The 26,480-nt window shown below is 69.7% G+C and carries 26 protein-coding genes; 17 read left to right on the top strand and 9 right to left on the bottom strand.

Translation table 11 applies throughout. The annotated features are described in order from the left end of the window. The 4 genes from FNH24_RS21525 to FNH24_RS21505 form a co-directional block, all read left to right on the top strand. Positions 1 to 1,488: HNH endonuclease signature motif containing protein (locus FNH24_RS21525; RefSeq protein ID WP_152364303.1), on the top strand; the 1,488-nt coding region annotated here is incomplete at its 5' end. 399 nt (positions 1,489 to 1,887) lie between these two features. Beyond that, positions 1,888 to 2,730, top strand: a complete 843-nt coding sequence (locus tag FNH24_RS21515) for an S-methyl-5'-thioadenosine phosphorylase (RefSeq protein WP_246187012.1) — start codon at positions 1,888 to 1,890, stop codon at positions 2,728 to 2,730. An 18-nt stretch (positions 2,731 to 2,748) separates the two neighbouring features. Further along, positions 2,749 to 3,966 carry a radical SAM family heme chaperone HemW gene (gene hemW / locus FNH24_RS21510; RefSeq protein ID WP_152364302.1) on the top strand — a complete coding sequence of 406 codons (1,218 nt, stop codon included), beginning with the start codon at positions 2,749 to 2,751 and terminating at the stop codon, positions 3,964 to 3,966. A gap of 102 nt (positions 3,967 to 4,068) precedes the next feature. After that, the gene (locus tag FNH24_RS21505; RefSeq protein WP_152364301.1) at positions 4,069 to 5,211 is read left to right on the top strand and encodes a mandelate racemase/muconate lactonizing enzyme family protein; all 1,143 of its coding nucleotides are present in this window, start codon (positions 4,069 to 4,071) and stop codon (positions 5,209 to 5,211) included. Positions 5,212 to 5,285: 74 nt separating this feature from the next. On the opposite strand, the gene FNH24_RS21500 is transcribed toward FNH24_RS21505, so the two are convergent. Both FNH24_RS21500 and FNH24_RS21495 read right to left on the bottom strand, forming a co-directional pair. Then, positions 5,286 to 6,149: a DUF3097 domain-containing protein gene (locus tag FNH24_RS21500; protein ID WP_217428409.1), complete on the bottom strand. Its 864-nt coding sequence runs from the start codon at positions 6,147 to 6,149 to the stop codon at positions 5,286 to 5,288. Between the two features lie 85 nt (positions 6,150 to 6,234). Beyond that, positions 6,235 to 6,486, bottom strand: a complete 252-nt coding sequence (locus tag FNH24_RS21495) for an SHOCT domain-containing protein (RefSeq protein ID WP_217428408.1) — start codon at positions 6,484 to 6,486, stop codon at positions 6,235 to 6,237. 269 nt (positions 6,487 to 6,755) lie between these two features. Here FNH24_RS21495 and FNH24_RS21490 point away from each other — a divergent pair, with 269 nt between their 5' ends. The 3 genes from FNH24_RS21490 (at position 6,756) to FNH24_RS21480 (ending at position 9,266) form a co-directional block, all read left to right on the top strand. After that, entirely contained in the window at positions 6,756 to 8,021 is a 1,266-nt protein-coding gene (locus FNH24_RS21490; RefSeq protein ID WP_152364299.1) for a sensor histidine kinase, read from the top strand. After that, complete coding sequence (locus tag FNH24_RS21485; RefSeq protein WP_152364298.1) at positions 8,018 to 8,671, top strand: response regulator; 654 nt, start codon at positions 8,018 to 8,020, stop codon at positions 8,669 to 8,671. The genes FNH24_RS21490 and FNH24_RS21485 overlap by 4 nt, the downstream gene beginning before the upstream one ends. A gap of 73 nt (positions 8,672 to 8,744) precedes the next feature. After that, entirely contained in the window at positions 8,745 to 9,266 is a 522-nt protein-coding gene (locus FNH24_RS21480; protein ID WP_152364297.1) for a universal stress protein, read from the top strand. Here FNH24_RS21480 and FNH24_RS21475 read toward each other — a convergent pair. Beyond that, entirely contained in the window at positions 9,232 to 9,750 is a 519-nt protein-coding gene (locus FNH24_RS21475; protein ID WP_152364296.1) for a PadR family transcriptional regulator, read from the bottom strand. The genes FNH24_RS21480 and FNH24_RS21475 overlap by 35 nt on opposite strands. Positions 9,751 to 9,835: 85 nt before the next feature. On the opposite strand from FNH24_RS21475, the gene FNH24_RS21470 reads away from it, so the two are divergent. Both FNH24_RS21470 and FNH24_RS21465 read left to right on the top strand, forming a co-directional pair. Then, positions 9,836 to 10,390, top strand: a complete 555-nt coding sequence (locus tag FNH24_RS21470) for a hypothetical protein (protein WP_152364295.1) — start codon at positions 9,836 to 9,838, stop codon at positions 10,388 to 10,390. After that, positions 10,387 to 11,694 carry a carotenoid oxygenase family protein gene (locus FNH24_RS21465; protein WP_152364294.1) on the top strand — a complete coding sequence of 436 codons (1,308 nt, stop codon included), beginning with the start codon at positions 10,387 to 10,389 and terminating at the stop codon, positions 11,692 to 11,694. Before FNH24_RS21470 ends, FNH24_RS21465 begins: the two co-directional genes overlap by 4 nt. A 5-nt stretch (positions 11,695 to 11,699) precedes the next feature. On the opposite strand, the gene FNH24_RS21460 is transcribed toward FNH24_RS21465, so the two are convergent. Together FNH24_RS21460 and FNH24_RS21455 are read right to left on the bottom strand one after the other, a co-directional pair. After that, a complete protein-coding gene (locus FNH24_RS21460; RefSeq protein ID WP_217428407.1) occupies positions 11,700 to 12,380 on the bottom strand; it encodes a response regulator in 681 nt (226 codons plus the stop codon). After that, entirely contained in the window at positions 12,367 to 13,608 is a 1,242-nt protein-coding gene (locus FNH24_RS21455; protein WP_152364293.1) for a sensor histidine kinase, read from the bottom strand. Before FNH24_RS21455 ends, FNH24_RS21460 begins: the two co-directional genes overlap by 14 nt. 84 nt (positions 13,609 to 13,692) lie before the next feature. On the opposite strand from FNH24_RS21455, the gene FNH24_RS21450 reads away from it, so the two are divergent. Continuing rightward, positions 13,693 to 14,481 carry a GAP family protein gene (locus tag FNH24_RS21450; protein ID WP_246187011.1) on the top strand — a complete coding sequence of 263 codons (789 nt, stop codon included), beginning with the start codon at positions 13,693 to 13,695 and terminating at the stop codon, positions 14,479 to 14,481. 68 nt (positions 14,482 to 14,549) lie between these two features. Continuing rightward, positions 14,550 to 15,110 carry a Uma2 family endonuclease gene (locus FNH24_RS21445; RefSeq protein ID WP_152364292.1) on the top strand — a complete coding sequence of 187 codons (561 nt, stop codon included), beginning with the start codon at positions 14,550 to 14,552 and terminating at the stop codon, positions 15,108 to 15,110. Between the two features lie 3 nt (positions 15,111 to 15,113). Here FNH24_RS21445 and FNH24_RS21440 read toward each other — a convergent pair whose 3' ends face one another. After that, a complete protein-coding gene (locus FNH24_RS21440) occupies positions 15,114 to 15,980 on the bottom strand; it encodes an MBL fold metallo-hydrolase (RefSeq protein ID WP_152364291.1) in 867 nt (288 codons plus the stop codon). A gap of 67 nt (positions 15,981 to 16,047) precedes the next feature. Between FNH24_RS21440 and hrcA the strand changes: the two genes are divergently transcribed. The 4 genes from hrcA to tgt all read left to right on the top strand — a co-directional run bounded on the left by hrcA (position 16,048) and on the right by tgt (position 20,422). Then, positions 16,048 to 17,061, top strand: coding sequence for a heat-inducible transcriptional repressor HrcA (gene hrcA / locus FNH24_RS21435; RefSeq protein WP_152364290.1), 1,014 nt, complete (start codon positions 16,048 to 16,050; stop codon positions 17,059 to 17,061). Positions 17,062 to 17,105: 44 nt separating this feature from the next. Next, positions 17,106 to 18,284 carry a molecular chaperone DnaJ gene (dnaJ, locus tag FNH24_RS21430; RefSeq protein ID WP_152364289.1) on the top strand — a complete coding sequence of 393 codons (1,179 nt, stop codon included), beginning with the start codon at positions 17,106 to 17,108 and terminating at the stop codon, positions 18,282 to 18,284. A gap of 147 nt (positions 18,285 to 18,431) precedes the next feature. Then, a complete protein-coding gene (locus FNH24_RS21425) occupies positions 18,432 to 19,166 on the top strand; it encodes a 16S rRNA (uracil(1498)-N(3))-methyltransferase (protein ID WP_152364288.1) in 735 nt (244 codons plus the stop codon). Continuing rightward, positions 19,163 to 20,422 (top strand): tRNA guanosine(34) transglycosylase Tgt, encoded by a 1,260-nt coding sequence (gene tgt / locus FNH24_RS21420; RefSeq protein ID WP_152364287.1) that lies wholly within the window; start codon positions 19,163 to 19,165, stop codon positions 20,420 to 20,422. The genes FNH24_RS21425 and tgt overlap by 4 nt, the downstream gene beginning before the upstream one ends. Before the next feature lie 4 nt (positions 20,423 to 20,426). On the opposite strand, the gene FNH24_RS21415 is transcribed toward tgt, so the two are convergent. Next, positions 20,427 to 21,455, bottom strand: a complete 1,029-nt coding sequence (locus FNH24_RS21415) for an ABC transporter substrate-binding protein (RefSeq protein WP_152364286.1) — start codon at positions 21,453 to 21,455, stop codon at positions 20,427 to 20,429. Positions 21,456 to 21,607: 152 nt separating this feature from the next. Here FNH24_RS21415 and FNH24_RS21410 point away from each other — a divergent pair, with 152 nt between their 5' ends. Beyond that, entirely contained in the window at positions 21,608 to 21,922 is a 315-nt protein-coding gene (locus FNH24_RS21410; RefSeq protein WP_152364285.1) for a hypothetical protein, read from the top strand. A gap of 329 nt (positions 21,923 to 22,251) precedes the next feature. On the opposite strand, the gene FNH24_RS21405 is transcribed toward FNH24_RS21410, so the two are convergent. Continuing rightward, on the bottom strand, positions 22,252 to 23,517 hold the full coding sequence (locus tag FNH24_RS21405; protein WP_152364284.1) for a metal-dependent hydrolase family protein: 1,266 nt from the start codon (positions 23,515 to 23,517) through the stop codon (positions 22,252 to 22,254). 138 nt (positions 23,518 to 23,655) lie between these two features. Between FNH24_RS21405 and FNH24_RS21400 the strand changes: the two genes are divergently transcribed. Continuing rightward, the gene (locus FNH24_RS21400) at positions 23,656 to 25,413 is read left to right on the top strand and encodes a gamma-glutamyltransferase family protein (protein WP_152364283.1); all 1,758 of its coding nucleotides are present in this window, start codon (positions 23,656 to 23,658) and stop codon (positions 25,411 to 25,413) included. A gap of 6 nt (positions 25,414 to 25,419) precedes the next feature. Here FNH24_RS21400 and FNH24_RS21395 read toward each other — a convergent pair whose 3' ends face one another. Next, positions 25,420 to 26,343 (bottom strand): GntR family transcriptional regulator, encoded by a 924-nt coding sequence (locus tag FNH24_RS21395; protein WP_152364282.1) that lies wholly within the window; start codon positions 26,341 to 26,343, stop codon positions 25,420 to 25,422. Positions 26,344 to 26,480: the final 137 nt, after the last annotated feature.

The following is a 26,480-nucleotide window of genomic DNA, read 5'->3' as shown; positions in this document are numbered from 1 at the left end:
GCGCTGGTCAACGACACCCTCGAACAACTCGACCAGGCCGGGATTGATCCCGATCTGGTCGGGCAGGTCGAGGCCGAGTTGGTCGAACACTGCCGTCAGTACGGGCCGAAGGAGCTGAAGCAGCTCTGCCAGAAGTATCTCGACACCTTTGACCCGGACGGGCCGGAGCCGAATGAGCAGCGCAATGCTGAGCGGCGGTCGTGGCGGATGCACGTCACTCCGTCCGGGGCGGTGGTCGGGGAGTTCCGGTTGACTCCGGAGACCGGGGCGAAGGCCCAGGCGATCTTCTCCTCCCTGGCCGACCTCCGCGCCGACACCACCGGCACCGGCGGCGGCACCGCCCGCGGCAAGGTCGCCAAGGACCCCCGCAGCCACGGACAACGCATGCACGACGCGTTCGACGACCTCTGCTCCCGCCTCCTCCGAGCCGGTGGCCTGCCCGATTCGGGCGGCACCCCGGCCACCGTGATCGTGACCATCGACCAGATCGACCTGCTGAACGATCTCGCCGAAGCCGGACTGTTCAAACCGACCGGCGACACGGCCGGGTTCGGGGTCCCGTTCAGCGGCACGTGCCCGACCTGCGGCCACGAACCGTCGCAGACCGCGCCGGCCGCGCCGCGCCGAGCCGGTGATCAAGATCCCAACCGGACCCAGACCGAGACCCGTGCGCAAGGTCAAGAACGGGAGCAAGGCCAGCAGCAGGAACAGGCAGGGCGGACACAAGAACACCAGCCGAAACAGGAAGAGCGTGACCAAGGGCAAGAGCAGTGGCCGGGAAAGCAGGAGCAGCAGGCCGAGCAGGAACGGGAGCGGGAGCACGAGCAAGAGCAGGGAAAGCAGGTAAAGCAGGGAGTGCAGGGAGAGCGGGAGGAGCTGCTTGGTCGTTCCCTGAGCCCGTCGAAGGGCAAGCCCGATGATCACCCCGGCCCCTTCACCAGCCCAGGAAGCGAAGATCACCACCAGAGCCCTTCGACGAGCTCAGGGAACGAACACACACACCCCGGAAAGCCGGGACGGGTCCGGCGGTCCCGACCGAGACACGGCATCACCAGCCACGGGATCCACCTCACCGTGCCCGAACTGCTCCGGCTGGCCGGCGAAGCCGAGATCTATCCCGTCGTGCTCACCAACCACGGCAAACTCCTCGACTTCGGCCGTTCCCGCCGGGTCGCGAACAAGCACCAGACCCTAGCGTTGATCGCCCGCGACGGAGGCTGCTCCTTCCCCGGCTGCCAGCACCCGCCCGAATGGTGCGAACGCCACCACATCCTGCCCTGGCGTCAGAACGGCCTGACCAATGTGCGGAATCTGACGCTGTTGTGTTCCTACCACCACCGCCACTTCCTCGACCACGGCTGGGAAGTCCGGCTCAACGATGACGGACTCCCCGAATGGATCCCACCCCGCTACCTCGACCCGGACCAGACACCCATGATCAACAACCGGATCCTGGCCCGGATCCACCAGATACCACTCCTCACCTGACCAGTGTCAGGCCGGCACGAGATCGGCGATGATCATCACCGAGACCTCGTGACCGAGGGTGCTGTCGACACCGACGTGAAGACCGAGGTCGGTGATGCGGCCGTCCTGCGGATGCCAGTCCCGGTCCGGATCCGTGCGACCGAGAATGGGGTCAAGGGCATCGATCGTGGGCTTCGAGAGGATGAGCCGGTTACGGCGTGGGTGACGCGGCCTGCAGGAGATCGCGATCTTCGTTCAGCCCGACCTCAAGCCACAGCACGGCGGAATCGCACTGCTGCGATCGAGGTCCCTACGCTGAGGTACGAGGCCCGCGGACACGGTCACCGGCGCTTGGATGAGAACGGACGCGTGGCACGCACTAGTGTCCCTCGCCCTGGCGGGGGCACTAGAGTCGGGGGCGTGGTTGCACAGGCTGAGATCGGAATCATCGGGGGTTCTGGGTTCTACACCTTCCTGGAGTCGCCGGAACGCGTTGCCGTGGACACGCCGTTCGGGGCACCGAGCGCCGACCTGGCGATCGGTGAGGTCGCCGGCCGGCGGGTGGCGTTCCTGCCGCGGCACGGCGACGATCATCAGCATCCGCCGCACCGGGTCAACTACCGGGCCAACCTGTGGGCGCTCCGTTCGGTCGGGGTGCGTCAGGTCCTCGGCCCGTGCGCGGTCGGTTCGCTGCGGCTCGAGCACGGTCCGGGCACGCTGGTGCTGCCGGATCAGGTGGTGGATCGGACCTGGGGCCGGGCGCACACCCTGTATGACCTGGATGGCACGCACGACAGCGAAGGCCCGGTCGTGCACGTCAGCCTCGCCGACCCGTATTGCCCGCGCGGCCGGCAGACCGTGCTCGACTCGGCCGGCGCCGACACCGGGATCCCGGTGGACGGCGGCACCCTGGTCGTGATCAACGGGCCGCGGTTCTCGACCCGGGCCGAGTCGGAATGGCACGCTGCCCTCGGCGGCACCGTGGTCGGGATGACCGGCATGCCGGAGGCAGCGATCGCCCGCGAGTTGGCGCTCTGCTACACCACCATCGCGGTGATCACTGATCATGATGCCGGCGTCGATCAGGCCAGCGCGGTGAGTCATGCCGAGGTGCTGAAGATCTTCGGGGCCAATATCGACCGGCTGAAGATCCTGCTCCGCCAGGTGATCGAAAGGCTGCCGCAGGACGAAGGCGACGCCGACGCCACGTGCCAGTGCCGCCGTGCTCTTGACGGCCTGACCCTGCCGTTCGAGCTGCCCTGACCATGCCATCCTGCTTCGATGCCATCCACGCCGCCTGAGGGTACGCCGGCGCCGGCTGACGGTTCCCTTCCCGCGAAGGCCGGGGCCGAGGTCGGCTCCCGGCCGCTCGGGTTCTACCTGCACGTCCCGTACTGCACCACCCGGTGCGGCTACTGCGACTTCAACACCTACACCTCAGCCGAGCTCGGTTCGGCGCCCGGCACCGGCCAGGACAGCTATCTCGCCTCGGTGCTGGCCGAGATCGACCTGGCCGGCCGGGTGCTCGGCGACGCCGCGCCGCCGGTCTCGACGATCTTCGTCGGCGGCGGCACTCCGACCCTGCTGCCGCCGGAGTCGCTGGCGACCATGATCACCGCGATCCGGGACCGGTTCGGGCTGCTGCCCGGCGCCGAGGTCACCACCGAGTCCAACCCGGAGTCGATCGGCCCGGCCGGCCTCGACCGGCTGCTCGAGGCCGGCTTCACCCGGATCTCGTTCGGCATGCAGTCGGCCGTCGAGCACGTCCTGGCCACCCTGGACCGGGTCCATTCGCCCGGCCGCGCCGCCCAGGCGGTGGCGGAGGCGCGGGCGGCCGGCTTCGGCAGCATCAGCCTCGATCTGATCTTCGGCACGCCCGGCGAATCCCTGGCCGACTGGCGAACCAGTCTCGAAGCCGCGCTCGTCGCCGAGCCGGACCACGTCAGCGCGTACGCGTTGATCGTCGAGCAGGGCACCCGGCTGGCAACCCGGATCCGGCGGGGCGAGCTGCCGATGACCGACGATGATGATCTTGCCGACAAGTATCTGCTGACCGAGGAACTGTTGGTCGGCGCGGGTCTGAGCGCGTACGAGATCAGTAACTGGGCCCGGTCGCCGGAGCACCGCTGCCGGCACAACGTGGCCTACTGGACCGGTGATCACTGGTGGGGGATCGGGCCCGGTGCGCACAGCCACGTCGGCGGCGTCCGCTGGTGGAACGTCCGGCACCCGGCCGCCTACGCCGACCGGCTGGCCGCGGGTGCCTCGCCGGCCCAGGCCCGGGAGCTGCTCGATGATCATGATCGCCGGGTGGAGCGGGTGCTGCTGGAGCTGCGGCTGGCCGAAGGCCTGGCCGTCGAGTTGCTGACCGACACCGAGCGCGCTCGGCTGCCCGACCTGGTCAAGCGCGAGCTGATCTTGATCGATGACGATCGCCTGGTGCTGACCCTGCGCGGCCGGCTGCTGGCCGACGGCGTGATCCGGGACCTGCTGGACTGACTTCCCGGGCCTGCCCTTCGACAGGCTCAGGGAACGAAACCCGTCGTCCTGGTCGGCGGACCGACCCTCGCGGAGCCGGATCTTCGTGCCTACAGTCGGGTGATGATCATCACCGAGGTTCGACCGTTCCTGCTCGATCGCTACCTGCTGGTCGAGATCCGTACCGACGAAGGTCTGACCGGGATCGGCGAGTCCGGCGCCTGGGGCTTTCTCGAGGCCTCCCGCGGTGCGTTGGATCACTTCGGGCGCTATCTGGTCGGCAAGTCACCGCTGCTGATCGAACACCACTGGCAGTACCTGTATCGCTCCACCCATTTCCGCGGCGCGGCGATCATGGGCGCGCTGAGCGCGATCGACATCGCGCTCTGGGACATCGCCGGCCAGCATTACGGCGTGCCGGTGCACCACCTGCTCGGCGGTCCGGTGCGGGACCGAGCACGGGCGTACTGCCACGTCTTCGGCGCCAGCCGGCAGGAACTGCTGGACGGCATCGTGGCGGCCAAGGAGCAGGGGTTCACCGCGGTCGGGCACCTGACGCCGTTCCTCGACTCGCCGCGGGGCGAGCCGTACTTCGAGACCGAGGCGCAGAAGATCGGCCGTGCGATCGAGGCCGTACAGCAGTATCGGGAGGCCGCCGGCGACGGGGTCGACCTGTGCATCGAGCTGCACCGCCGGCTGACCCCGGCCGAGGCCGTCCTGCTCGGCTCCGGCATCGAGCGCTACCTGCCGATGTTCATCGAGGATCCGGTGCTGCCGGACAACCTGGACGAGATGGCCTACGTCGCCGACAAGATCAACGTGCCGGTCGCGACCGGTGAACGGATGACGAGCATCTGGGACTTCGAGATGTTGCTCAGCCGCAATGCGGTCCAGTACGTCCGCCCCGACGTCTGTCTGGTCGGCGGCATCTCCGGCGCCAAGAAGATCGCCGCGCTGGCCGAGGCCCGGCACGTCGGCGTGGTGCCGCACAACCCGCTCGGCCCGGTCTCCACCGCGGCCTGCCTGCAGATCGCGGCCAGCGTGCCGAACTTCGCCCTGCAGGAGTTTCCGACGGTGGATCTGGCCGGCTTCCCGGCCGAGGCGCTGGAGGTGGACTATGCCCATGACGGCAAGGGATTCCTCACCATCCCGACCACCCCCGGCATCGGTGTCCGGCTGGGCGAAGGTGCCGAGCGGATCGCCCCGCCCCGGATCCCGCCGCTGTCCACCCGCCTGCACGTGGACGGCTCCGTCGTCGACCAATAACCGACCGACTTGTCAGAAATGAGTAGCCCCCGGACACAACTCAGTTCTGACAACTCGGGGTGGGGGTGGGGGAGTTATTCGATGGCGTGATCGGTGGTGACGAAGTCGATCAGCTGCTCGACCACGGTGAGCAGGGGGCGTTCCAGGTCGTCCCAGTTGCGGACCCGGCCCAGGATCGTCTTCCAGGCGGTAGCGATGTCGGCCTGGTCGGCGTGCGGCCAGCCGAGAGCGTCGCAGATGCCGTGCTTCCAGTCGATCCCGCGCGGGATATCGGGCCAGGCGGTCAGCCCGACCCGGTCCGGCTTGACGGCCTGCCAGATGTCGATGAACGGATGGCCGAGGACGGAGACGAATGCGCCGTGCTTCCCGGCCAGCACCTGATCGGCGATCCGGGACTCCTTGCTGCCCGGCACCAGGTGATCGACCAGGACGCCGAGCCGGCGGCCGCGGACCGGGCCGAAGTCGGCCACGATGTCGGTCAGGTCGTCGATCCCGCCGAGGTATTCGACGACGACGCCGACGTGGCGCAGGTCGTCGCCCCACACCTTCTCCACCAGTTCGGCGTCATGCCGGCCCTCGACGTAGATCCGGCTCGGCAGCGCGACCTTGGCCTTCGCCCGGGGCGTCGCGACCGAGCCCGAAGCGGTCCGGGCCGGTGCCTCGTTGCCGCCGCGCGGCCGGGTCGGGGCGGTCAGCTCGACCGGTTTGCCGTCGATCAGGAAGCCGGGCCCCAACGGAAAACTGCGCCGCTTGGTGTGCCGATCCTCCAGCACGACGATGCCGTTCTCGTAGCGGATGATCGCGCCGCAGAAGCCGGTGGTCGCGTCCTCGATGACGAGTCCGCGCTCGACCGGGACCGGGCGGCTGGTGATCTTGTTCGCTTGCTGCCAGCCGGGAGTCAGCACGTCACTGGAATAACGATCATGCGGGGAAGGCACCCGACGACCTTAAAACACGACCGGGCCCGCCCGGGGGAGAAACCCCGGACGGGCCACGGATGTCGGAGCCGACGAACCGGATGGATCAGCGGCGCTTCTTGCCTCCGGCGTCACCGCCCGGCCACTGGTCCGAGCCCGGCGTCCAGTTCAGGACACTGGCGCGCTCCAGGAACTCGTCGGTCGAGATGTCGCCCCGGGCGAAGCGCTCGGCCAGCACCTGCTTGGCCTCGTGCTCGGGGCTGCGGGCCGCGTTGACCCACGGGGGCGGGCCGATCTTGCCGCGCCGGACCAGGAAGATGGCGCCGCCGATCAGCAGCGCGAGAAAGAGCAAGCACATGATTCCTCCAATGATGGGAAAGGGAAAGAAGGGCGGCGGACCGTCGGCCCAGCGATGCGGACCGAACCCGGTGTCCAACGGCACCAACAGTGAACTGATCATGACCACAACTCTGGCTCGGCGGAGGCGGCGAAACATCGCCCGTGGAGCGGCTTTCCGGCTACGCACTCCGACGTAGTCGCGGTACGCGCGCGTACCGATGCGAGCGCGGAAACCATGCCCTACGCTCGGTCGAGATCCCCGGTACGGGTGCGCGGAAAGGAGCGGTGATGGCGCGGTCGACGCCGGCCATCAGGCCGGAACCGAGACAGTTGTTGCTCGACGTGCCCCTCGGCCTCGCCCTGGGGATGCTCACCTGGTGGAGCGTCGTGTTCGGCCGCTGGATGGGCCAAGGCGGTCCGCCCTGGACCCGCGACGAGGGCCATCCGGAACCGCCGGGCGGCCCCTATGGGCCCTACGGTCCGTACGGGCCGGGTTACGACGGATCGTTCGAGATGACGGTGCCCCTCGCCGTCGGGATCCTGCTGCTGACCGTCGGCCTGGCGTTGCGTCGGTTCAAGCCGTGGCTCGGCTACGGGCTGGTCGTCGTCGGGGTCGGCGTTGCCCTGGCCGCCGGGGTGCCTGCGGGCTTCGTCAACATCGTGGCGATGATCTCCGTCTACACGCTGGCCCGGCTGTTCGAGCCGCGGGCCTGGCTGCCGTGGTCGGTGGCGACGATCCCGATGGTCGCGGCCGGGTTGTGGCCGCCGGACGGTCGCGGCTTCTTCGACCCGAACCGGATCGCGGGTGCCATGTTCGCGCTGGTGCTGATCGGGCTGGCCGCCACGGTCGGGATGATCCGGCGGACCCGGCGGGAGGCGGTGCTGCAGGAGCGCGATGCCGACCTGCGACGTTCGGCGTACGAGGAGCGGCTGCGGATCGCCCGCGAGGTGCACGACCTGATCGGCCACTCGCTGTCGGTGATCAACATGCAGGCCGGGGTGGCGCTGCACGTGCTCGACAAGCGTCCGGAACAGGCGGAGGAGTCGCTGCGCGCGATCCGGCAGACCAGTAAGGACGCCCTGGCCGAGCTGCGGTCGACGCTGGCCGTGTTCCGCGACCCGGGCCGGTCCGAGCCCACCGCCCCGGAGCCGGGGCTGGCCCGACTGGAGAACCTGATCGCCGCGATGCGGCAGGCCGGCCGGACGATCGAGCTGACCGTCGACGGTGAGATCGGCGGTCTGCCCCCGACGCTGGACCACACCGCCTACCGGATCGTCCAGGAGGCGCTGACCAACGTCGTCCGGCACGCCGGCGACGCGACCGCGGACGTCTCGATCACCCGGCAGGGGCGGCGGTTGCTGCTGGCGATCGTCGATCACGGCCCGCCGATCCGGTCCGAGACCCTGGCCGAGGGCCATGGCATCTCCGGCATGCGCGAGCGCGCCCGGGCGGTAGGCGGTACGTTGACCGTGCAGCCGCAGCCGGGCGGCGGCGTCGCGGTCCGCGCTCAACTGCCGATCCCGGCACCCGCCAACGAGGAGGGCGAACGATGACGATCAAGGTCGGCATCGCCGATGATCAGCAGCTGGTCCGGATGGGACTGCGGGTGCTGGTCGACGCCGAAGACGATCTCGAGCTGGCCGGCGAGGCGGAGGACGGCCGGCAGGCGCTGGACCTGGTCCGTCGCACCCATCCGGACGTGATCTTGATGGACATCCGGATGCCGATCATGGACGGGATCGAAACCCTGAAGGCGATCGCCGCGGACGAGAAGTTGAGCTCCACCCGGGTCGTCATGCTGACCACGTTCGAGAACGACGACTACGTCTTCGAGGCCCTGCACGGCGGCGCGTCCGGCTTCTTGATCAAGGACAGCGAGCCCGAAGACATGGTCCGCGCGATCCGGCTGGCCGCGGCGGGCGAGTCCTTGCTGTCGCCGTCGGTGGCCCGGCGAGTGATCGAATCGCTGCGCTCCCGCGCCCCGGCCCAGGCCCGGGTGCATCCGCAGCTGGCCTCGCTGACCGACCGGGAACGCGAGGTGCTCGGCCTGATCGGTGAGGGGCTGAACAACGACGAGATCGCCGGCCGGCTGTTCGTCAGCCCGGCCACGGCGCGCACCCACGTCAGCCGGGCCATGATCAAACTCGGCGCGCGCGACCGGGCCCAGCTGGTCGTGATCGCCTATCAGTCCGGATTGGTCTAAGGCTCCGACCGGTGTGGACGGTTGCGTGAGCCGTCCGATCGGAGCAGGCTTGAAGCCGAGCGAAGGAGCGATCATGGAGTCGACGAGGACGCCGTGCGAGCCCGAGGTGGTTGTCGGATTCGACGATTCGCCGTCGGCCCAGGCGGCCCTGGCCTGGGCGGCGCGCTACGCCCGGTCGGCCGGCCTGCGAGTCCGGGCCGTGCACGTGCTCGGCCAGGTCCCCGACCCGATGGCCTGGGTGTCCAGTTACGACGCGGCCGGCTATCTCGGCGAATCGCCGACCCCGGAGGACGTCGAGGCGCGGATCAAGGACGTCGTCCGGCAGTCGTTCAGCGCCGTCCGGCCGGAGCCCGACTGGCGGCTCGACTTCGTCAGCGGTTCGCCGGGCAAGACCTTGATCAACGAGTCGCGGCGATCACAACTGCTGGTGATCGGCACCCGCGAGCACACCGGGATCGAACGCTTCTTCAGCGGCTCGGTGAGCCACTTCTGCCTCGGCCACTCGATCCGGCCGGTCGTCGCCGTACCGGCGCCGGACGATCCGGAGCATCCGGACGACGTCAGGGTTTCGACAGCTCATCCTGAGCCCAGGTAGCCCACTCGATCTGCATCCGGCAGGTCCGCTTACCCCACTCGAGCACGATCCGGCCGAGCCGGTCGTCGAGCGAGTCGCTCCAGTCCAGGGACTCCTCGAGCCGCTGCAGTCCCTCGAGGTATTCGGCGACCCCGGCGGCCATTCCCGCCAGATAGTCGGCGGCGCCGGACCGGCCGAGCTCGCTGAGCAGGAACACCTTGAGCATCAGCGGATGCCGGCTCGGCTCCGCCGCCTCCTCGGTCAGCCAGTCGCGCAGCGCGGTCCGACCGGTCTCGGTCGCCAGGTATTCCTTGCGGCCGCGAGGCCCGGTGGCCGACACCTCGATCAGGCCCTGATCGGTGAGCCGGCTCAGCTCGCCGTACAGCTGGCTCTGGGTGGCCGGCCAGACGTTGGCCAGGGACCGCTCGAAGATCTTCAGCAGGTCGTAGCCACTGCTCCGCGGGTGCTGGGCGATCAGCCCCAGGGCCGCCATCCGAAGGCTCATGGCCCCATCATGACATGCCAGTCTTGACAGGTCACGATCGACATTCCACAATTGACATGTCAGTATCGACAGCACAGGAGTGATCATGACCTTCGTCCGCAGCCTGGCTCCGTGGATCGTCTTCGGCGTCCTCGGCGCCTTTCTCCCGGACCGGTGGGCGGTGCTCGCGGCCGCCGGCACCGCGCTGATCGCGCTCGGCCTCGCCTGGCGATCGGGCCGCCGGCCGGACGAACTGGTGATCGAGCTGTCCTCGCTCGCCTTCTTCACCGTCCTGGCGTTGATCGCCAACCTGGCACCGGCCTCCGACGTCTCCCGCTGGGCCGGCTCGGCCTCCGAGCTGTGGCTCGCCGGCACGGTCGCCGTCACGCTCGCGCTGCACCGGCCGTTCACCTTGGCGCTGGCCCGTGCCCAGGCGCCACGGGAGCACTGGGACCGGCCCGAGTTCTACCGGTTCAACGTGATCATCAGCCGCGCCTGGCTGATCAGCTTCGCCGCCGCGGGATTGATCTTGCTCGCGCTGGCCATCCCCGACCTGACCGCGCTCTGGTTCACGGTGCCGGTGATGGTGCTCGCCATCCTCATCCCCATCCGCTACACCGCTTCGCTGGTGAAGCGCATCCCGAAGGGAACCCCCGCATGACCGTCCACGAAGAGATCGAGCCCGCCGCGGCCGAAGAGCAGTTCCACCTGACCGGTAACTACGCGCCGGTGCCGGACGAGATCGACGCCGTCGACCTGCCGGTCACCGGCGAACTCCCGGCCGAGCTGTCCGGGCGCTACCTGCGCAACGGCCCGAATCCGCGGTCGCCCAATGATCACTGGTTCACCGGCGACGGCATGGTGCACGGCGTCCGGATCAGCGGCGGCCGGGCCCGGTGGTATCGCAACCGGTTCGTCCGGACCGACAGCTTCGAGCATCCGTTCCCGCTCTACGACCCCGCCGACGGCAGCCGCCAGCTCCGGGCCAGCGTGGCCAACACCCACGTCGTCCGGCACGCCGGCAAGCTGCTGGCGCTGGTCGAGTCGTCGCTGCCGTACGAGATCGACGCCGAGCTCAACACGCTCGGCTGTCACGACTTCGGCGGCCGGCTGCGCGACTCGATGACGGCGCATCCCAAGATCTGTCCGACCACCGGCGAGCTGCACTTCTTCGGCTACGGCAACCTGCGCGAGCCGTACGTCACCTATCACCGGGCCGACGCCGCGGGGGAGTTGATCATCGATCAGCCGGTCGACGTGCCGGGCCTGACGATGATGCACGACTTCTGCCTCACCGCGGACTACGTGATCTTCCTCGACCTGCCGGTCGTGTTCCGGCTCGACCTGGCGATGGCCGGATCCGGCATGCCGTATCGGTGGAGCGACGAGTACGGCGCCCGACTGGGCGTGATGCGCCGCGACGATCCGGCCGCGCCGGTGCGCTGGTTCGAGATCGCCCCCTGCTACGTGTTCCATGTCGCCAACGCGCACCAGGCCGGAGACAAGATCATGATCACGGCCGCCCGGTACGCGTCGCTGTGGTCCGACGGCGCGGCCGAGGCCAAGCCACAGCTGTGGGAATGGGCCCTCGACCTCGGCACCGGACAGGTCGCCGAACGGCAGCTGGACGACACCGCCAGCGAGTTCCCGCGGATCGACGACCGGCTGACCGGGCTGCCCGCCTCCTCGGTCTACACCTGTGCCGAGCACGACATCCTGCACTACGACCTCGGCTCCGGCCGGATCGCCACCCACCGGTTCGGCACCGGCGAGCCCGGTGAGGCGACCTTCGTGCCGTCGGCCGACGGCCCGGGCTATCTGATGACCTACGTCTATCGGCCGGAGACCGACCGCAGCGATCTGGTCGTGCTCGACGCCGGCGACGTCAGCGCGCCACCCGTGGCCGCCGTACACCTGCCGCGGCGGGTGCCGAACGGCTTCCACGGCAACTGGTTCGACGACTGAGGTGATCAGACCAGGCGGGCGTTACGGGCGACCAGGGCGGCCTGGGTCCGGGAGGTCAGGTTGAGCTTGGTCAGCACCCGGGAGACATGGGTCTTGGCGGTCGCTTCACTGATCACCAGTTCGGCCGCGAGCTGGGCGTTGGACAGGCCGCGGCCCAGGGCGGCCAGCACCTCGCGTTCACGGTCGGTGAGCTCGGCCAGACCGGCCGGCTCGACGGGCTCGGCGGGCTGCGGCTCCTTGCTGAACTCGGTCAGGATCCGCCGGGTCACCTCCGGTGCCAGTACGCCGTCGCCGCTCGCGACCCGGCGCACGGCGTCGATCAAGGCGGCCGGATCCACCGACTTGAGCAGGAAGCCGGCGGCCCCCGCGCGCAGCGCGCCGAACACGTAGTCGTCGAGATCGAACGTGGTCAGCACCAGCACCTGGGCCAGCTGTTCGGTGACGATCGCCCGGGTGGCCGAGATCCCATCCGTGCCGGGCATCCGGATGTCCATCAAGATCAGGTCCGGGCGCAGCGCCCGGGCCTGCCGGATCGCCGCGTCGCCGTCCGCGGCCTCGCCGACGACGGTGATGTCGGGCGCCCCGGCCAGGATCAGCGACAGTCCGGTCCGGATTGCGCCATGATCATCGGCGATCACGACCGTGATCGCCGAGCCGGCCGGCGGTTCATGATCAGGATTGGACACGGTCGCCTCCAGGGATGATCGCCTCGACCAGCCAGGTGCCGCGCTCGGTCGGGCCGGCGGACAGTCGCCCGCCGAGGGCCGCGGTCCGGTCGCGCATGCTGGCCAGCCCGTGGCCGGCCGACAGGGCCGGATGGATCGGGCCGCCCCGGCCCGCGGTGTTCTCGACCCGCACCAGCAGCGGATCGGTGCCCTCGATGGTCAGCTCCACGGTCGATTCCGGGGCGTGCTTGGCCGCGTTGACCAGCGCCTCGGCGATGATCTTGTACGCGGTCTGGTCCACGGCCGCCGGCACCGTCGCGACGTCGCCGCCGAACCGGATCCGCAGCCCGTTGTCCTGGGCCTGCTTGACCAGCTCCGAGACCCGGTCCAGCCGGGGCGGCGCGGCCACCGGCTCGTCGGCCGGATCCACCTCGTTGCGCAGCAACATGATCATGGAACGCATCTCGGCCAGGCCGGCCAGGCTGGACGCCCGGACCGCCTCCAGCGCCTGCCGGTCGGCGGTCGCCTCGGCCGGGCGGGCCAGCGCGGCGCCGGACTGCAGCGCCGTCGCTGACAGGTGCGAGGCGATCACGTCGTGCAGGTCCCGCGCCATCGCTGCCCGCTCCGCCTGCACCGCCCGCTGCCGATCCAACTCGCCGACCCGGATGACGTCGTCGGCTCGTTGCCGTTCCAACTCGACCCGTTCGGCGGCGAGCCGGGCCAGCTCCTCCTTCTGCCGCAGGTCCCGGGCCCACCAGAGCGGGACGCCGAGGAAGGCGGTCAGTTGCAGCGTGATGGCGACCCCGTTGCGCAGGTCCCAGGCGATGCCGGCCCAGACGCCGAGCCCGATGATCGAGCCGGCGACGATCCAGCTGATCACCCGGCGGGCCCGCGGGGCGCCGTAGCGGAAGGCGGCGAAGAGCAGATCGAAGATCACCAACAGCATCCCGACGCTGCCGCCGATCAAGGCATCCGCTGCCGTCAGCACAGCCCCCAGTGCCAGCGCCAGGACCGGATGCCGGCGCTTGATCACCAGCACCAGGCAGCCGAGGGTGAGCGGCACCGCATGCCACCAGGGATCGGCTCGCCACCACGTGGCGTAGGTCCAGATCCCGCCCAGACCGACCGCGATCAGGCCGAGCCCGATCAGCCAGAGCACCAGCGGCGCCCAGCGGCTGTCGACGTCGGAGGAGATCAGCCGGTCCAGCCATCGCCGGGCCCGGTCGCCGAGGGTCGCGGTCGCGGTCACGGCTCCATCTCAGCACAGGAAACCCCGCAATCCCATCCATCGAAGGATGTATCCGCGCGCCGTACAAGTGCCCTCTTTCGGCCGATGACCTGGCCGATTGCACCCGGCACGCTGGTGATCATGACACTCTGGCTCGCCGGCTCCCTCGCCGTCCTGGCGTTGATCGACTCGACCAGTTTCGGCACCCTGCTGATCCCGATCTGGCTGCTGCTGGCCAGCGGCCGGCCGCGGACCGGACGGATGTTGATCTACCTCTTCACCATCGTCGCCTTCTATTTCACCCTGGGCTTGATCATCTCGCTCGGGGCGGCGGCGTTCATGGATCAGATCAAGGCGGCTCTGGACACGCCGACGGCCTCGGTGGTGCAGCTCTTCGTCGGCGTCGGGCTGTTCCTGCTCAGCTTCGCGCTCGACCCGAAGCGGCGTCCGGAGCGGGCCGACGGGCAGCCGGGCAAGATCGCCAAGTGGCGCGAACGGGCGATGGGTGACGCCTCCGGATCCGGCTCGATCCCTGCCCTGATGGGGTTGGCGCTTGGCGCCGCCGCGATCGAGGCGGCCAGCATGCTGCCGTATCTGGGGGCGATCGGCTTGATCACCACCTCCGGCCTGGAGTTGAGCGGGCGGGTGCTGTCGCTGGCCGGCTACTGCGTGATCATGGTGCTGCCGGCGTTGATCTTGCTCCTGCTGCGCCTGGTCGCACACCGCCAGGTCGAGCCGTTGTTGCAGAAGATCAACGGCTTCATGAGCAAGCACGCCGCCGGCGCGACCTCCTGGATCGTCGCCATCCTGGGCATCCTGGTCGCTCGCGACGCCCTGTGGCGGCTCGGCGGCATCGGCTGGCTGGTCGACCAGATCGGCCGGATCACCGGCTGAGTGTCAGCACCGAGGGCTAGCTTCTCGATCCATGGATTCGGGGAATCAGGAGGCTTACGATGGCATCCATGACAGCACCGGCGACACCGATCGGTTTGCCGCACGGCCGCGCCTTGACGCGGGATGACTTGGCGGCGATGCCCGATGACGGTCATCGCTACGAGCTCATTGACGGGACTCTGGTCGTGACTCCGGCACCCAGCTGGGAACACCAAGGCGTGTCGAGCGAGTTGAATTCGATCCTCAAGGCTGCCTGCCCGCCCGAGTTGCGGGTCTTCTACGCGCCGATGGACGTGGTGCTGTCCAAGAAGACCGTGCTGCAGCCGGATCTGCTGGTGGCGCGCCGGGCGGACCTTGCGGCGCGAGACTTGCCGAAGGTTCCGCTGCTGGCCGTGGAGATCCTCAGCCCGAGCACACGGCACATCGACCTCGGCCTGAAGCGTTCCCGCTACGAAGCCGCTGGCTGCCCGTCCTATTGGGTGATCGATCCCGGAGCCCCCTCCATCACGGCGTGGGAACTCAGGGGCGGTCGGTACGAGCTCGCGGGCGAGGCCATCGGCAACGAGACGCTCCGGCTGACCACGCCGTACCTGGTGGAGGTCAAACCGGCCAAGCTGCTGGACGGCTGACGCTCAGGCCAGCGGCAGTTGGCGCCGGCCGACTTCGGGACGCTCGGCAGCCAGTTGCGCATAGCCCGGGGCGATCCCGCCGGCGATGTGCTCCTTCGGGTACGGCCATTCGCCGCGCTCCAGCGCCTCGGCCTGCGGCACCCCGTCCAGCGCCAGCCGCTGCAGCTCACCGGCCACCGCGGCCACCCGGCCGCGCTGGTCGAAGACGAACTCCCGGCCGACCGGCTCGCCGTGACCCGGCACCGCCTGGGAGGTGTCGGTCATCAGCCCGACCAGCCCGTCCAGGGTGGCCGGCCACTCATGCGGGACCGAATCCGAGCCCCACCAGGGTGCGGCCCGGGTGCTGTCGGTCGGCTCCGCGCCGTCCGGCATCGCCGACTCGATCAGGTCACCGGCGAACACCACCTGGGCGTCGGGCACCACGATCAGCAGGTCACCCTCGGTGTGGCCTCGGCCCAGGTGGGCGATCTCGACCCGGCGGCCACCCAGGTCGAGGCCGCCGGCAACGGCCAGCTCGCGGGTGGGGGCCGGCACATCGGCCGGCAACTCGCCCCGGACCGACTCGTGGCCGATCGTGGTGATGTCGGCGAAGGCGCCGAGCCCGTTCGCGTGGTCGTAGTGCGCGTGGGTCACGACGACGCCGATCAGCGGGGCGGCGGTGACCGTGCCGATCGACCGCCGGATCAGGTCGCCGTGCTCGCGGTTGCTGCCGCAGTCGATCAGCAGGCAGCCGTCGTCCCCGGCGATCAGGCCGAGGTTCACCGCCTCCGGCTCGGCCACGGCGACCCAGACCCGGTCCGCCAACTCCCGCCAGGCCCCGATCGTCCCCGGTCCCATCGCGGCCGTGCCGTCCGCCGTGCTGTCGCTCACCCGGGATAGACTGGCACTCCCTAACTGTGAGTGCCAAACTGCGGGACCAGAGACGAAGGAGGCGTGAATGGACGACCGCAAGCTCGATGTGCTGCGCGCGATCGTGACCGACTACGTCTCCAGCGAGGAGCCGGTCGGGTCCAAGGCCCTGGTCGAGCGGCACAACCTGCGGGTCTCCCCGGCGACGGTCCGCAACGACATGGCGTCGCTGGAGGAGGAGGGGTACATCACCCAGCCGCACACCAGCGCCGGCCGGATCCCGACCGACAAGGGCTATCGGCTGTTCGTGGACCGGCTGGGCACGGTGAAGCCGCTGTCCGTCGCCGAGCGGCGGGCGATCCAGACCTTCCTGTCCGGCGCGATGGACCTGGACGACGTGATCACCCGCACCGTCCGACTGCTGGCCCAGGTCACCCAACAGGTGGCGATCGTGCAGTACCCGACGATGAGCAGCGCGACCGTCCGGCACATCGAGGCGGTCTCGCTGACCCCCGGCCGGATCCTGCTGATCCTGATCACCTCCACCGGCCGGGTGGAGCAGCGCTCGTTCGAGGTGCCGCCCCATGACGAGGGTGCGCTGGCCGACCTCCGGGCCCGCCTCAACGCGGCCGTGGACGGACAGCCGACGGCCATCGCGGCTTCCCGGCTGAGCGAGCTGGCAGTCCAGTTGTCCCCGGAACTGCTGCCGATCGGGCCGTCCGCGATCGCCGCGCTGCTGGAGATGTTGGGCAGCGAGACGAGCACCCGGCTGGTGGTCGGTGGCGTGCCCAACCTGACCCGGTTCGGCGACGACTTCGAGACCACGGTGAAGCCGGTGCTGGAGGCGCTGGAGGAGCAGGTCATCCTGCTCAAGCTCCTCGGCGAGGCCACCACGGCCGACGCGGTCACGGTCCGGATCGGGCAGGAGAATCCGTACAAGGAACTGCGGACGACCTCGGTGGTCTCCTCGGGGTACGGTGGAACGGACGACCCCTGGGCGACCCTCGGGGTCGTCGGGCCGACCAGGATGGATTACCCCTCGACGATGGCTTCGGTCCGCGCGGTCGCCCGCTATGTCGGCCGCTTTCTCTCCGAAGGATGAACCCCGATTCCTGCTGAAGGACGCGAAGGACGCCAGTGCCCAAGATGACTGAGGACTACTACGAGATCCTCGGCGTTGCCCGCGACGCCACGCCCGAACAGATCAAGAAGGCCTATCGGCAACTGGCGCGGAAACTGCATCCCGACGTCGCCACCGAGCCGGACGCCTCGGACCGGTTCAAGAAGGTCGCCGAGGCCTACGAGGTGCTGCGGGACGAGCAGAAGCGCGACCTGTACGACCGTGGCGGCGACCCGCTCGGCGGCGGCATGGGCGGTTTCAACGGCGGCTTCGGCGGGTTCAACGGCGGGGCCCAGGGCTTCGACTTCACCAACCTGGTCGACGCGATGTTCGGCGGCCAGCAGACCCGCGGCCCCCGGTCCCGGGTGCGGCGCGGCCAGGACGCCGTGGTCCGGCTGGATCTCGACCTGGCCGAGGCGGCGTTCGGCGCCACCAAGCCGGTCCGGGTCGACACGGCCGTGCTCTGCCCGCGCTGCAGCGGCAGCGGGGCGTCCGAAGGCTCCAAGCCGGTCCGCTGCTCCACCTGTCACGGGCAGGGCGACGTCACCCACGTGCAGCGCTCCTTCCTCGGTGACATCCGGACCACCCAGCCGTGCCCGACCTGCCGCGGCTACGGCACCGTGATCCCCGACCCCTGCGTGGAGTGCAACGGCGACGGCCGGGTCCGGCACAGCCGGACGATCGACGTCAAGGTGCCCCCGGGGGTCGACACCGGCATCCGGGTCAAGCTCGCCGCGCAGAGCGAGGTCGGCCCCGGCGGCGGCCCCGCCGGCGACCTGTACGTGGCCCTGAACGTGGTGCCGCACGACGTCTTCAAGCGGGTGAACGACGACCTCGAGATGGTCGTGAAGATCCCGATGACCGCGGCCGCGCTGGGCACCGAGGTGCAGGTGGCCACGCTCGAGGCCGACCTGCCCGATCCCGATCCCGCGGACACCGCGGTCACCGTCGTCGTTCCCGCTGGTACGCAGTCCGGCACCCGGGTGACGGTCGAGGACAAGGGCGCCCCGCGGCTGCGCGGCAACGGTCGCGGCGACCTCGGCGTCACCCTGCTGGTGCAGACGCCGACCAAGCTGGACGACACCCAGCGCGAACTGCTGCGCGACCTGGCCGAGGCCCGGGACGAGTCCCGGCCCGAGGGCATGGTGCAGCGGCACAGCAAGGGCGTCTTCGGCCGGATCCGCGACGCCTTCGTCGGGCAGTGACCGCTTCGTTCCCTGAGCCGATGCTTGGTTCGTTCCCTGAGCCTGTCGAAGGGCGGGCCGGATCTCGCCTTTGTCGGAGCGGACAAGATCATCATCTGACTGGCCCCTTCGACAGGCTCAGGGAACGAAACCCGCCGCGGGGCAGTCGTGACTGATCCGCTCTTTTTCCTGCCCGAGCTGGCCGATCCGCTGCCCGCGGTCGGTGCGGTGATCGAACTCGGCGGACCCGAGGGGCATCACGCGGCGGTGGTCCGCCGGATCCGGGTCGGCGAGACGGTGCGGCTCGGTGACGGCGCGGGTCGCGGGATCGCCGGCACGGTGGTCGAGGCGACCAAGCGCGGGCTCCGGGTCGAGGTGACCGAGGTCCTGTCGCCGACGCCCGTTTCGCCGGTGCGTTTCGTGGCGGCGCAGGCGCCGGCCAAGGGTGATCGGTCCGAGCTGGCGGTGGAGATGCTGACCGAGGTGGGCGTCGACGAGATCGTTCCCTGGCAGGCCTCCCGGGCGGTGGTCCGCTGGTCCGGCGAGCGTACGGCCAAGGCGCGGGCCCGCTGGATCACCGCGGCCCGGGAGGCGGCCAAGCAGTCCCGGCGGCTGGTCGTGCCCGCCGTGGCCGAGCCGGTGAGCACGGCCGAACTGATCGAGTTGATCAAGGAATCCGAGCTCGCCCTGGTCCTGCACGAGGCCGCGACCACGTCGCTGGCCGAGGTGCCGCTGCCCACCGCCGGCCAAGTGATGATCATCATCGGGCCCGAGGGCGGCATCGCGCCGGAGGAGTTGACCGCGTTCACCGAGGCCGGGGGCCGCACCGTGCTGCTCGGCGACGGCGTGTTGCGGGCTTCGACGGCCGGCGTGGTCGCGTTGGCGGGATTGAGGTTGCGATGAGCGCCCCTTCGACAGGCTCAGGACGGCGGTTCGGCTTCACGATCAAGTCTCGGCTGCCCGGCAGTCGCGGCCGGACCGGCGTGATCAACACGCCGCACGGCAAGATCAAGACGCCCGCGTTCATCGCGGTCGGCACCAAGGCGACGGTCAAGGCGGTGCTGCCGGAGTCGATGGCCGAGCTGGGCGCGCAGGCCGTGCTGGCGAATGCGTACCACCTGTATCTGCAGCCCGGTTCGGACATCGTCGACGAGGCCGGCGGCCTGGGCCGGTTCATGAACTGGCCCGGCCCGACCTTCACCGACAGCGGCGGCTTCCAGGTGATGAGCCTCGGCGTCGGGTTCAAGAAGGTGCTGGCGATGGACACCGCCGGGCTGGGCGACGACGACGTGATCGCCAAGGGCAAGACCCGGCTGGCCCACGTGGACGAGGACGGCGTCACGTTCACTTCGCACCTGAACGGCTCCCGGCACCGCTTCACGCCGGAGATCTCGATGCGGATCCAGCACGAGCTCGGCGCCGACATCATGTTCGCCTTCGACGAGCTGACCACGCTGATGAACACCCGCGGCTACCAGGAGCAGTCGGTCGACCGGACCCAGCGCTGGGCCGAACGGTGCCTGACCGAGCACGTCCGACTCAACCACGAGCGCAGCCACCGGCCCCGCCAGGCGCTGTTCGGGGTGGTCCAGGGCGCGCAGTACGAAGACCTGCGGCGGCAGGCCGCCCGCGATCTCGTCGCGCTGCGGGCCACCGGACCGGACGGAGTCGATCATGACTTCGACGGGTACGGGATCGGCGGCGCGCTGGAGAAGGAACGGCTCGGCGAGATCGTCGGCTGGGTCAGCGACGAGCTGCCCGAGGACCGGCCGCGGCACCTGCTCGGCATCGCCGAACCGGACGACTTCTTCGTGGCGGTGGAGAACGGGGCCGACACGTTCGACTGCGTCAACCCGTCCCGGGTCGCCCGCAACGCCGCCGTCTATTCTCGGGACGGCCGGTTCAACGTCAACACCGCGCGCAACCGCCGGGCCTTCACCCCGATCGACGACGAGTGCGACTGCTACACCTGCGCGCACTACACCCGGGCCTACCTGCACCACCTGTTCAAGGCGGGGGAGATGCTCGCCTCGACGCTGTGCACGATCCACAACGAGCGCTTCATCATCTCGCTGGTGGACCGGATCCGGGACAGCATCGAGGACGGAAGCTACGCCGACTTCAAGATCACCTTCTTGAAGCGCTACTACGGAGCGTGACGCGCTACTTCCCGCCGGGGCGGCAGCAGCCGGGCGCGTCGCGGGTCAGGTTGCTCACCGGCGCCAGCTCGTCGGCCAGGGTGTTGAGCACCGTCGACTGCAGCTTGTAGCTCGGCGGCGACACATAGTCCCAGCGCACCAGTTGCTTGGTCTCCACGGCCGGCAGCTTGGCGAACGACGCCTTCTCCTTGGCCGCCTGCTCCGGCTTGAGCGCCTGCGAGCGGGTGTCCCACATGATCACGTCGGCCGCGTACTTGTCGGCGTTCTCCCAGCTCAGGTATTCCCAGAACTCGCCGTTGTTGGGGTTGTCGGGGGAGACCAGATTCAGGCCGAGGCTGGAGTAGTAGGCGAGATCGGCGTTGTCCTTCGGCACCGCGATGTAGAACATCTCGGTCGCCAGCGCCACGGCGGTGATCCGGAGGTCGGGCTTGGTCTTGGCCCAGTCCCGCAGTCGATTGGACGCGGCCTCGAAGTCGGCCTTGTCCTGACTGAGCTCCGGCGAGTTGAGGTCGACGCCGAGTGAGGCGGCGAGCTCGGCGTAGCGGGCGATCGTCTTGTCCAGGGTGGCGCCCTTGCCGTGGTTGATCTTCACCATCGGCGCGATCTCGGCCATCTTCTTCTCTTCGTCGGTCAGCTCGGCGTCGGGCGACCAGGTGCCGTAGACGATCAGGTCGGGCTGCAGCGACGCGAGCTTCTCGATGTCGGCCTGGCCGTATTCCTCGCCCAAGTTGGTCACCTCGGCCGGGACGACGTTGCCGGCCTGGGGATTGGGCTTGCCGTCGACCGGGGACAGCGGTCCGAACGTTCCCACCGCCTTGATCCCGAGGTCCCAGAGCGCGCCGGCCGAGCTGGTGTAGGCGACGATCCGCTTCGGCACCGCCGGCGCGGTGATCGTCTCGCCGCGGTCATCGACGAAGTTCCAACCCTTGGTCTCCGCCTCCGGTTCGGGGGCGGCGGTCGCGGCGCACGAGGCGCCGGCGAGGACGAGCAGGGCGGCCAGGCAGGCCAGCAGGGACCGGAGCGGTCGATGCACGAGATTCCCCCTAGATTAGGACAGGCTTACTTTATAGCTTGTCGTACGGCCGGGATGAAATCCAGGCGTATCGCTTCGAGAGACACGCGTTCGATCTACGATCCCGTCAGCGTGCCACGTGCGGCCGCCTCTGGCCCGAAACGGGGGAGTGGATGAGACGGTCCGGCGGGTATTTCGGCGACGCGCGCTCCAAGCCGCTGTTCGGCTGGGTCGTCACCGGCGAGATCATCGGCGGTCTCGGCCTGCTGTCGACCGCGATCTTCGCCGTGCTGGCCATCGGCTGGGTCCGGCAGCCGCGCGACTTCGACGACGTCACCGCGATCATCGCGACCGGCTTCCCCTGGTATCTCGTCCTCTGGTCGACCCTCGCCGCCGTCCTCACCTTCGTCGGCGTGGTCTGGGTGATCATCGCCCTCCTCGCCCGCGCCGTCGTGATCCGCCGCCGATCCCGCTCGTACGCCCCCTGACCCTTGATCCACCGATGATCTTGGATCTGTTGGTGGTGCCTTCCTCTTCGGGATTCTGGTGGTGAGCGGCAACTGGTGTTCGCTCCCTGAGCCTGTCGAAGGGCTAGCCGGGTGGCCCTCAGCCCTGGGCGTCGAGCGAGCCGCCAGCACCCGGAGCAAGCGGTCATCCACCCGCAGTGGAGAGCCGAGCGGCCTCGCCCCACTTTCTGAACCTTCGCGCCGGATACAGCGGGGGCGAAGCCCGAGGAGGTGGGGCGAAGTGATCGGGCTGAGCCTGCCGACGGCCCTTCGACCGGGCTCGGGGATCGTGGCAAGGGGCTCGGGCGCGCCTATCCGTCGAAACAGACCGTGCCGGATCTGATCACGGTCCGCGGCCGGGACTCGTCGTAGAGCACCTCCGGCGCCTCGAACACGTCGCCGGACAACACCAGCAGGTCCCCAACGGCACCGACGGCGATCCGGCCAAGATCATCGCGCTGGATCAGGGCGGCGTTGACCGAGGTGGCCGAGCGGAGCGCGTTGGGCCAGCCGTCGACGTCGGCCTGCAGTCGCAGCCCGTTCAGTTGATCATCCTGCAGGTCGCCCATCAGGTCGGAGCCGAAACCGATCGGCACCCCGGCCGCCCGCGCGGTGGGGATCGAGTCGCGGCCGGCGTCGAGCACCTGCTGGTTCTTCTGCTGCGCGACCAGCGGCAGCCCGAGCTCGGCACCCCGGGTCCGCATCGCCTCGTACGCGGCCAGCGTCGGCACCAGGAAGGCTCCGTGCTGCTTCATGATCATCGCGGCCTCGGCGTCCAGCAGATTGCCGTGTTCGACGGTACGGCAGCCGTTGGTGACCGAATGGATGATCGCCTCGGGGGAGTAGGCGTGCACGGCGACGTAGGAGCCGCGCCGGCCGGCCTCCTCGGTGGCGACCCGGATCTCCTCGGCCGAATACTGCGGCACCCGGAGCGGATCCGACGGCGAGACCACGCCGCCCGAGGTCATCAGCTTGATCGCGTGCGCACCCTGGCGGAACCGGTCGCGCACCGCTCGCCGTACGTCGTCGGGGCCGTCGACCACTTCGCAGCCGTGCCCGCCATGCAGGCAGTGCTCGCTCTCCGGGCCGCGGCGATCACCGTGGCCGCCGGTCTGGCTCAGCGCCGCCCCGGTGTAGAGGTAGCGCGGCGACCAGTAGAGCCCCTCGACGCCGGCCCGGGCGAACGCCGGATCCCCGCCGGCGACGTCGCGGACCGTGGTGAAGCCACGGGCCAGGGCCGCGGACAGCCGCCGGGTCGCCTTCACTCCGACATAGGTCCGCGGCGTGACCTCCTGCAGCTCGCCGGTCAGACCGATCGCGAACGCGTGCAGGTGCGCGTCGATCAACCCCGGCATGATCGTCCCGCCGGCCGCGTCGATCACGCGGCCATCGGCGGGATCGTCCGCCGCCGTGACGCGCGGCCCGACCTCGACGATCCGCCCGTCCCTGATCCGCACCCCGCCCGGGACACTGCCATCACTGACCCCGTCGAAGATCATCCCGTTGATCACGACCAGATCCCCGTCGCTGATCTTGGCCGGGGCCGTGCTCAGCCCGACCAGCCGCCCACTCTCCATACCTCATCGTAGCCGTAGTACCATGTCACATACCAAACCCGCCGACCCGGCACAAACGCACCGGTTTCTGCGGCGTGTCGGTGCACAAGTGACGGCTCGACCATGATCAAGTTCTGCCGGCGAGGAGCGCTGCTGCCCATGATGACCACCAGACCGGAACTGATCGGTGACTTCGGAATGGTCGCGAGCACCCACTGGCTCGCCTCCGCCGCGGGGATGAGCGTGCTCGAGCGCGGCGGCAATGCGGCGGACGCGGCGGTCGCGGCCGGCTTCGTGTTGCAGATCGTCGAGCCGCATCTGAACGGCCCCGGCGGCGAGGTGCCGATCCTGGTCTGGTCCGAGACCGAGCGGAACCTGAAGGTGATCAGTGGCCAGGGGGTGGCGCCCGCGGCGGCCTCGGTCGGTGCCGTCGCCGACCTGGGGCTGGAGCTGATGCCCGGGACCGGCCTGCTGCCGGCCACCGTGCCGGGCTCGTTCAGCGCCTGGCTGCGGCTGCTGCGGCAATGGGGCACCTGGTCGGTCGCCGACGTGCTCGAGCCGGCGATCACCCTGGCCCGCAAGGGAAGCCCGGTGCTCGGCCGGGTCGAGGCGGCCGTCAGTGGCGTGGCCGACCTGTTCCGGACCGAGTGGCCCAGTTCGGCCGAGATCTGGCTGGCCGGCGGGGCCGCTCCGGCGGCCGGCAGCCGATTCGCCAATCCGGTGCTGGCCGACACGTACACCAAGATCGCCGAGATCGCGGCGCAGGCCGGCGGCAGCCGCGACCAACAGATCCAGGCCGCCCACGACGCCTGGTATGCGGGCTTCGTGGCCGAGGCGATCGACCGGTTCTGCAGCACCGCCGAGGTGATGGACACCAGCGGCGAGCGGCACCGCGGCCTGCTCCGGGGTGATGATCTTGCTCGCTGGCAGGCTCCGGTCGAGGAGCCGGTGATGATCGACTACCTCGGCTACACGATCGCCAAGACCGGGCCGTGGGGTCAGGGCCCGGTGATGCTGCAGCAGTTGGCGCTGCTGCAGGCGGCCGGGCTGCCCGACGTCGAACCGGGTACGGCCGACTGGGTGCACCTGATCACCGAGGCCAGTAAGCTCGCTTACGCCGACCGCGAGGCCTGGTACGGCGATCCGGCGTTCGCTGACGTACCACTGGCGGACCTGCTCAGCGCCGCGTACGCGAGCGAACGAGCGGCCCTGCTCGGCGACACCTCGTCACCCGACCTGCGACCCGGCAGTCCGGGCGGCCGGGCGCCGCGGCTGCCGCGCTATCCCGGTGATCAAGAAGCCGACGCCTCGGCCGGCTCCGGCGAGCCGACGCTGCGCGGCGACACCTGTCACCTTGATGTCGTTGATCAACACGGGATGATGATCTCGGCCACGCCGAGCGGCGGTTGGCTGCAGTCGTCGCCGGCGATCCCGGGCCTGGGTTTCTGCCTCGGCACCCGCGGTCAGATGTTCTGGCTGCAGGAGGATCTGCCCAACTCGCTCCGCCCCGGTGCCCGGCCGCGGACCACGCTCACTCCGTCCTTCGCCTTCCGGGAGGGGGAACCCTGGCTGGCGTTCGGCACGCCGGGCGGGGACTTCCAAGATCAGTGGTCGCTGCACTTCCTGCTCAACCTGATCCATCGCGGGATGAACCTGCAGGCGGCGATCGACGCTCCGGACTTCCATACGCTCGCCGTACCGAATTCCTTCTATCCGCGCGACATCCATCCGCGGCACCTGCTGATCGAGGATCGCTACGACGACGCGGTGATCGCCGAACTGCGGCGCCGCGGCCATCAGGTCGAGGTCGGCGGCGGCTGGACGCTGGGCCGGGTCTCCGCGGTCGCCCGCGACGGCGGCTGGCTCAAGGCCGCGGCCAATCCGCGCGGCGCACAGGGCTACGCCGCCGGGCGGTAGTAGTCCTCAGTCGAGCGGCTCGGTGTGGGTGAGCCGGGTGCGCGCGAGATGATCACGCATCGCCCGCTCGGCTTCGTCCGGGCGGCGTTCGGTGATCGCCCGCAGGATCACTTCATGATCACCGGCGCACCCGGGCAGCCGGCCGTCGACCGCCGCGGTCGGCGGGACGCGGCGCTTCCAGAACGAGATGATCACCCTGCGCAGCTCCCGCCGCAGGTCCAGGTGGCCGGAGTGGACCCAGACCCGCTCGTGGAACCGGCGCGCCAGATCGCCCGCCGCCAAAGAGTTCCCGGCCGCGCTCGCCCGCAGATAGCGCTCGTGCAGGGCCTTGAGCCGGGTGCCCTGCTCCGGCACGGAACGCTCGGCCGCGAGTCGCGCGGCCTGCCCCTCCAATGCCTCGTGCCGCAGATAGAGCTCGCGTTCTCTTCCCTCGGCCTCGGCCAGCGGCAGCCGCCGGGCCGCGAGCACCGCGCCGGCTCGCCGGAACGTCAGCACCGTGCTGACCAGGTCCGGGACCAAGATCAGGTGCAGGATCAGATTGACGACGAAGAAGGAGATGCCGATCGCCCGCTCGCGCAGCAGCAGGACCAGGCAGACGATCCCGTACACCGAGGTCGGCAGCAGCACCAGAAAGAGCACGACGAGCAGCACCGACACCGTGAGCGAGCCCACGATCATCACGACCGGAGCGATCACCACGCACACTGCGCACATGCTGCTGAAGAAGAAGGCGACCGCGGACACCAACAGGACCGTGGCGACGAGCAGGAAGCTCAGCACCAGATAGGGGAGCCCGCCGACCTTGACGATCACCGCGCCCTGCCGGAGTGCCCGCAGGTCTCGCCGGTTCCAGAGTTGGATGACGTCGTTGATCACGAAGCCCAGCGGGATGATGTAGAGGACGACCCAGCCGCCGAAGACGGGGAGCACACGCCAGCCGAGGAAGTCCTCCGGTGGCAGCCCGAGTGGCCGCTGAACCGCCCCGGGGTGTCTGGAGACTTCATTAGTTGGAGGATGGAGTTATGGCACGTCCGTCGAAGTATCCCCGTGAGGTGCGGGTGCGTGCG

Origin of the sequence: Microlunatus speluncae (assembly GCF_009299835.1) — a bacterium.
In the GTDB taxonomy this organism is placed as follows: domain Bacteria; phylum Actinomycetota; class Actinomycetes; order Propionibacteriales; family Propionibacteriaceae; genus Microlunatus; species Microlunatus speluncae.
This window is presented reverse-complemented; position numbering and strand designations above follow the sequence as displayed.

Coding starts and splice junctions, on each gene's coding strand:
- FNH24_RS21410 (WP_152364285.1), top strand. CDS start 21,608: ATGAGACGGTCCGGCGGGTATTTCGGCGACGCGCGCTCCAAGCCGCTG.
- FNH24_RS21505 (WP_152364301.1), top strand. CDS start 4,069: ATGATCATCACCGAGGTTCGACCGTTCCTGCTCGATCGCTACCTGCTG.
- FNH24_RS21485 (WP_152364298.1), top strand. CDS start 8,018: ATGACGATCAAGGTCGGCATCGCCGATGATCAGCAGCTGGTCCGGATG.
- dnaJ (WP_152364289.1), top strand. CDS start 17,106: ATGACTGAGGACTACTACGAGATCCTCGGCGTTGCCCGCGACGCCACG.
- FNH24_RS21405 (WP_152364284.1), bottom strand. CDS start 23,517: ATGGAGAGTGGGCGGCTGGTCGGGCTGAGCACGGCCCCGGCCAAGATC.
- tgt (WP_152364287.1), top strand. CDS start 19,163: ATGAGCGCCCCTTCGACAGGCTCAGGACGGCGGTTCGGCTTCACGATC.
- FNH24_RS21475 (WP_152364296.1), bottom strand. CDS start 9,750: ATGAGCCTTCGGATGGCGGCCCTGGGGCTGATCGCCCAGCACCCGCGG.
- hemW (WP_152364302.1), top strand. CDS start 2,749: ATGCCATCCACGCCGCCTGAGGGTACGCCGGCGCCGGCTGACGGTTCC.
- FNH24_RS21495 (WP_217428408.1), bottom strand. CDS start 6,486: ATGTGCTTGCTCTTTCTCGCGCTGCTGATCGGCGGCGCCATCTTCCTG.
- FNH24_RS21480 (WP_152364297.1), top strand. CDS start 8,745: ATGGAGTCGACGAGGACGCCGTGCGAGCCCGAGGTGGTTGTCGGATTC.
- hrcA (WP_152364290.1), top strand. CDS start 16,048: ATGGACGACCGCAAGCTCGATGTGCTGCGCGCGATCGTGACCGACTAC.
- FNH24_RS21400 (WP_152364283.1), top strand. CDS start 23,656: ATGATGACCACCAGACCGGAACTGATCGGTGACTTCGGAATGGTCGCG.
- FNH24_RS21470 (WP_152364295.1), top strand. CDS start 9,836: ATGACCTTCGTCCGCAGCCTGGCTCCGTGGATCGTCTTCGGCGTCCTC.
- FNH24_RS21465 (WP_152364294.1), top strand. CDS start 10,387: ATGACCGTCCACGAAGAGATCGAGCCCGCCGCGGCCGAAGAGCAGTTC.
- FNH24_RS21450 (WP_246187011.1), top strand. CDS start 13,693: ATGACCTGGCCGATTGCACCCGGCACGCTGGTGATCATGACACTCTGG.
- FNH24_RS21445 (WP_152364292.1), top strand. CDS start 14,550: ATGACAGCACCGGCGACACCGATCGGTTTGCCGCACGGCCGCGCCTTG.
- FNH24_RS21490 (WP_152364299.1), top strand. CDS start 6,756: ATGGCGCGGTCGACGCCGGCCATCAGGCCGGAACCGAGACAGTTGTTG.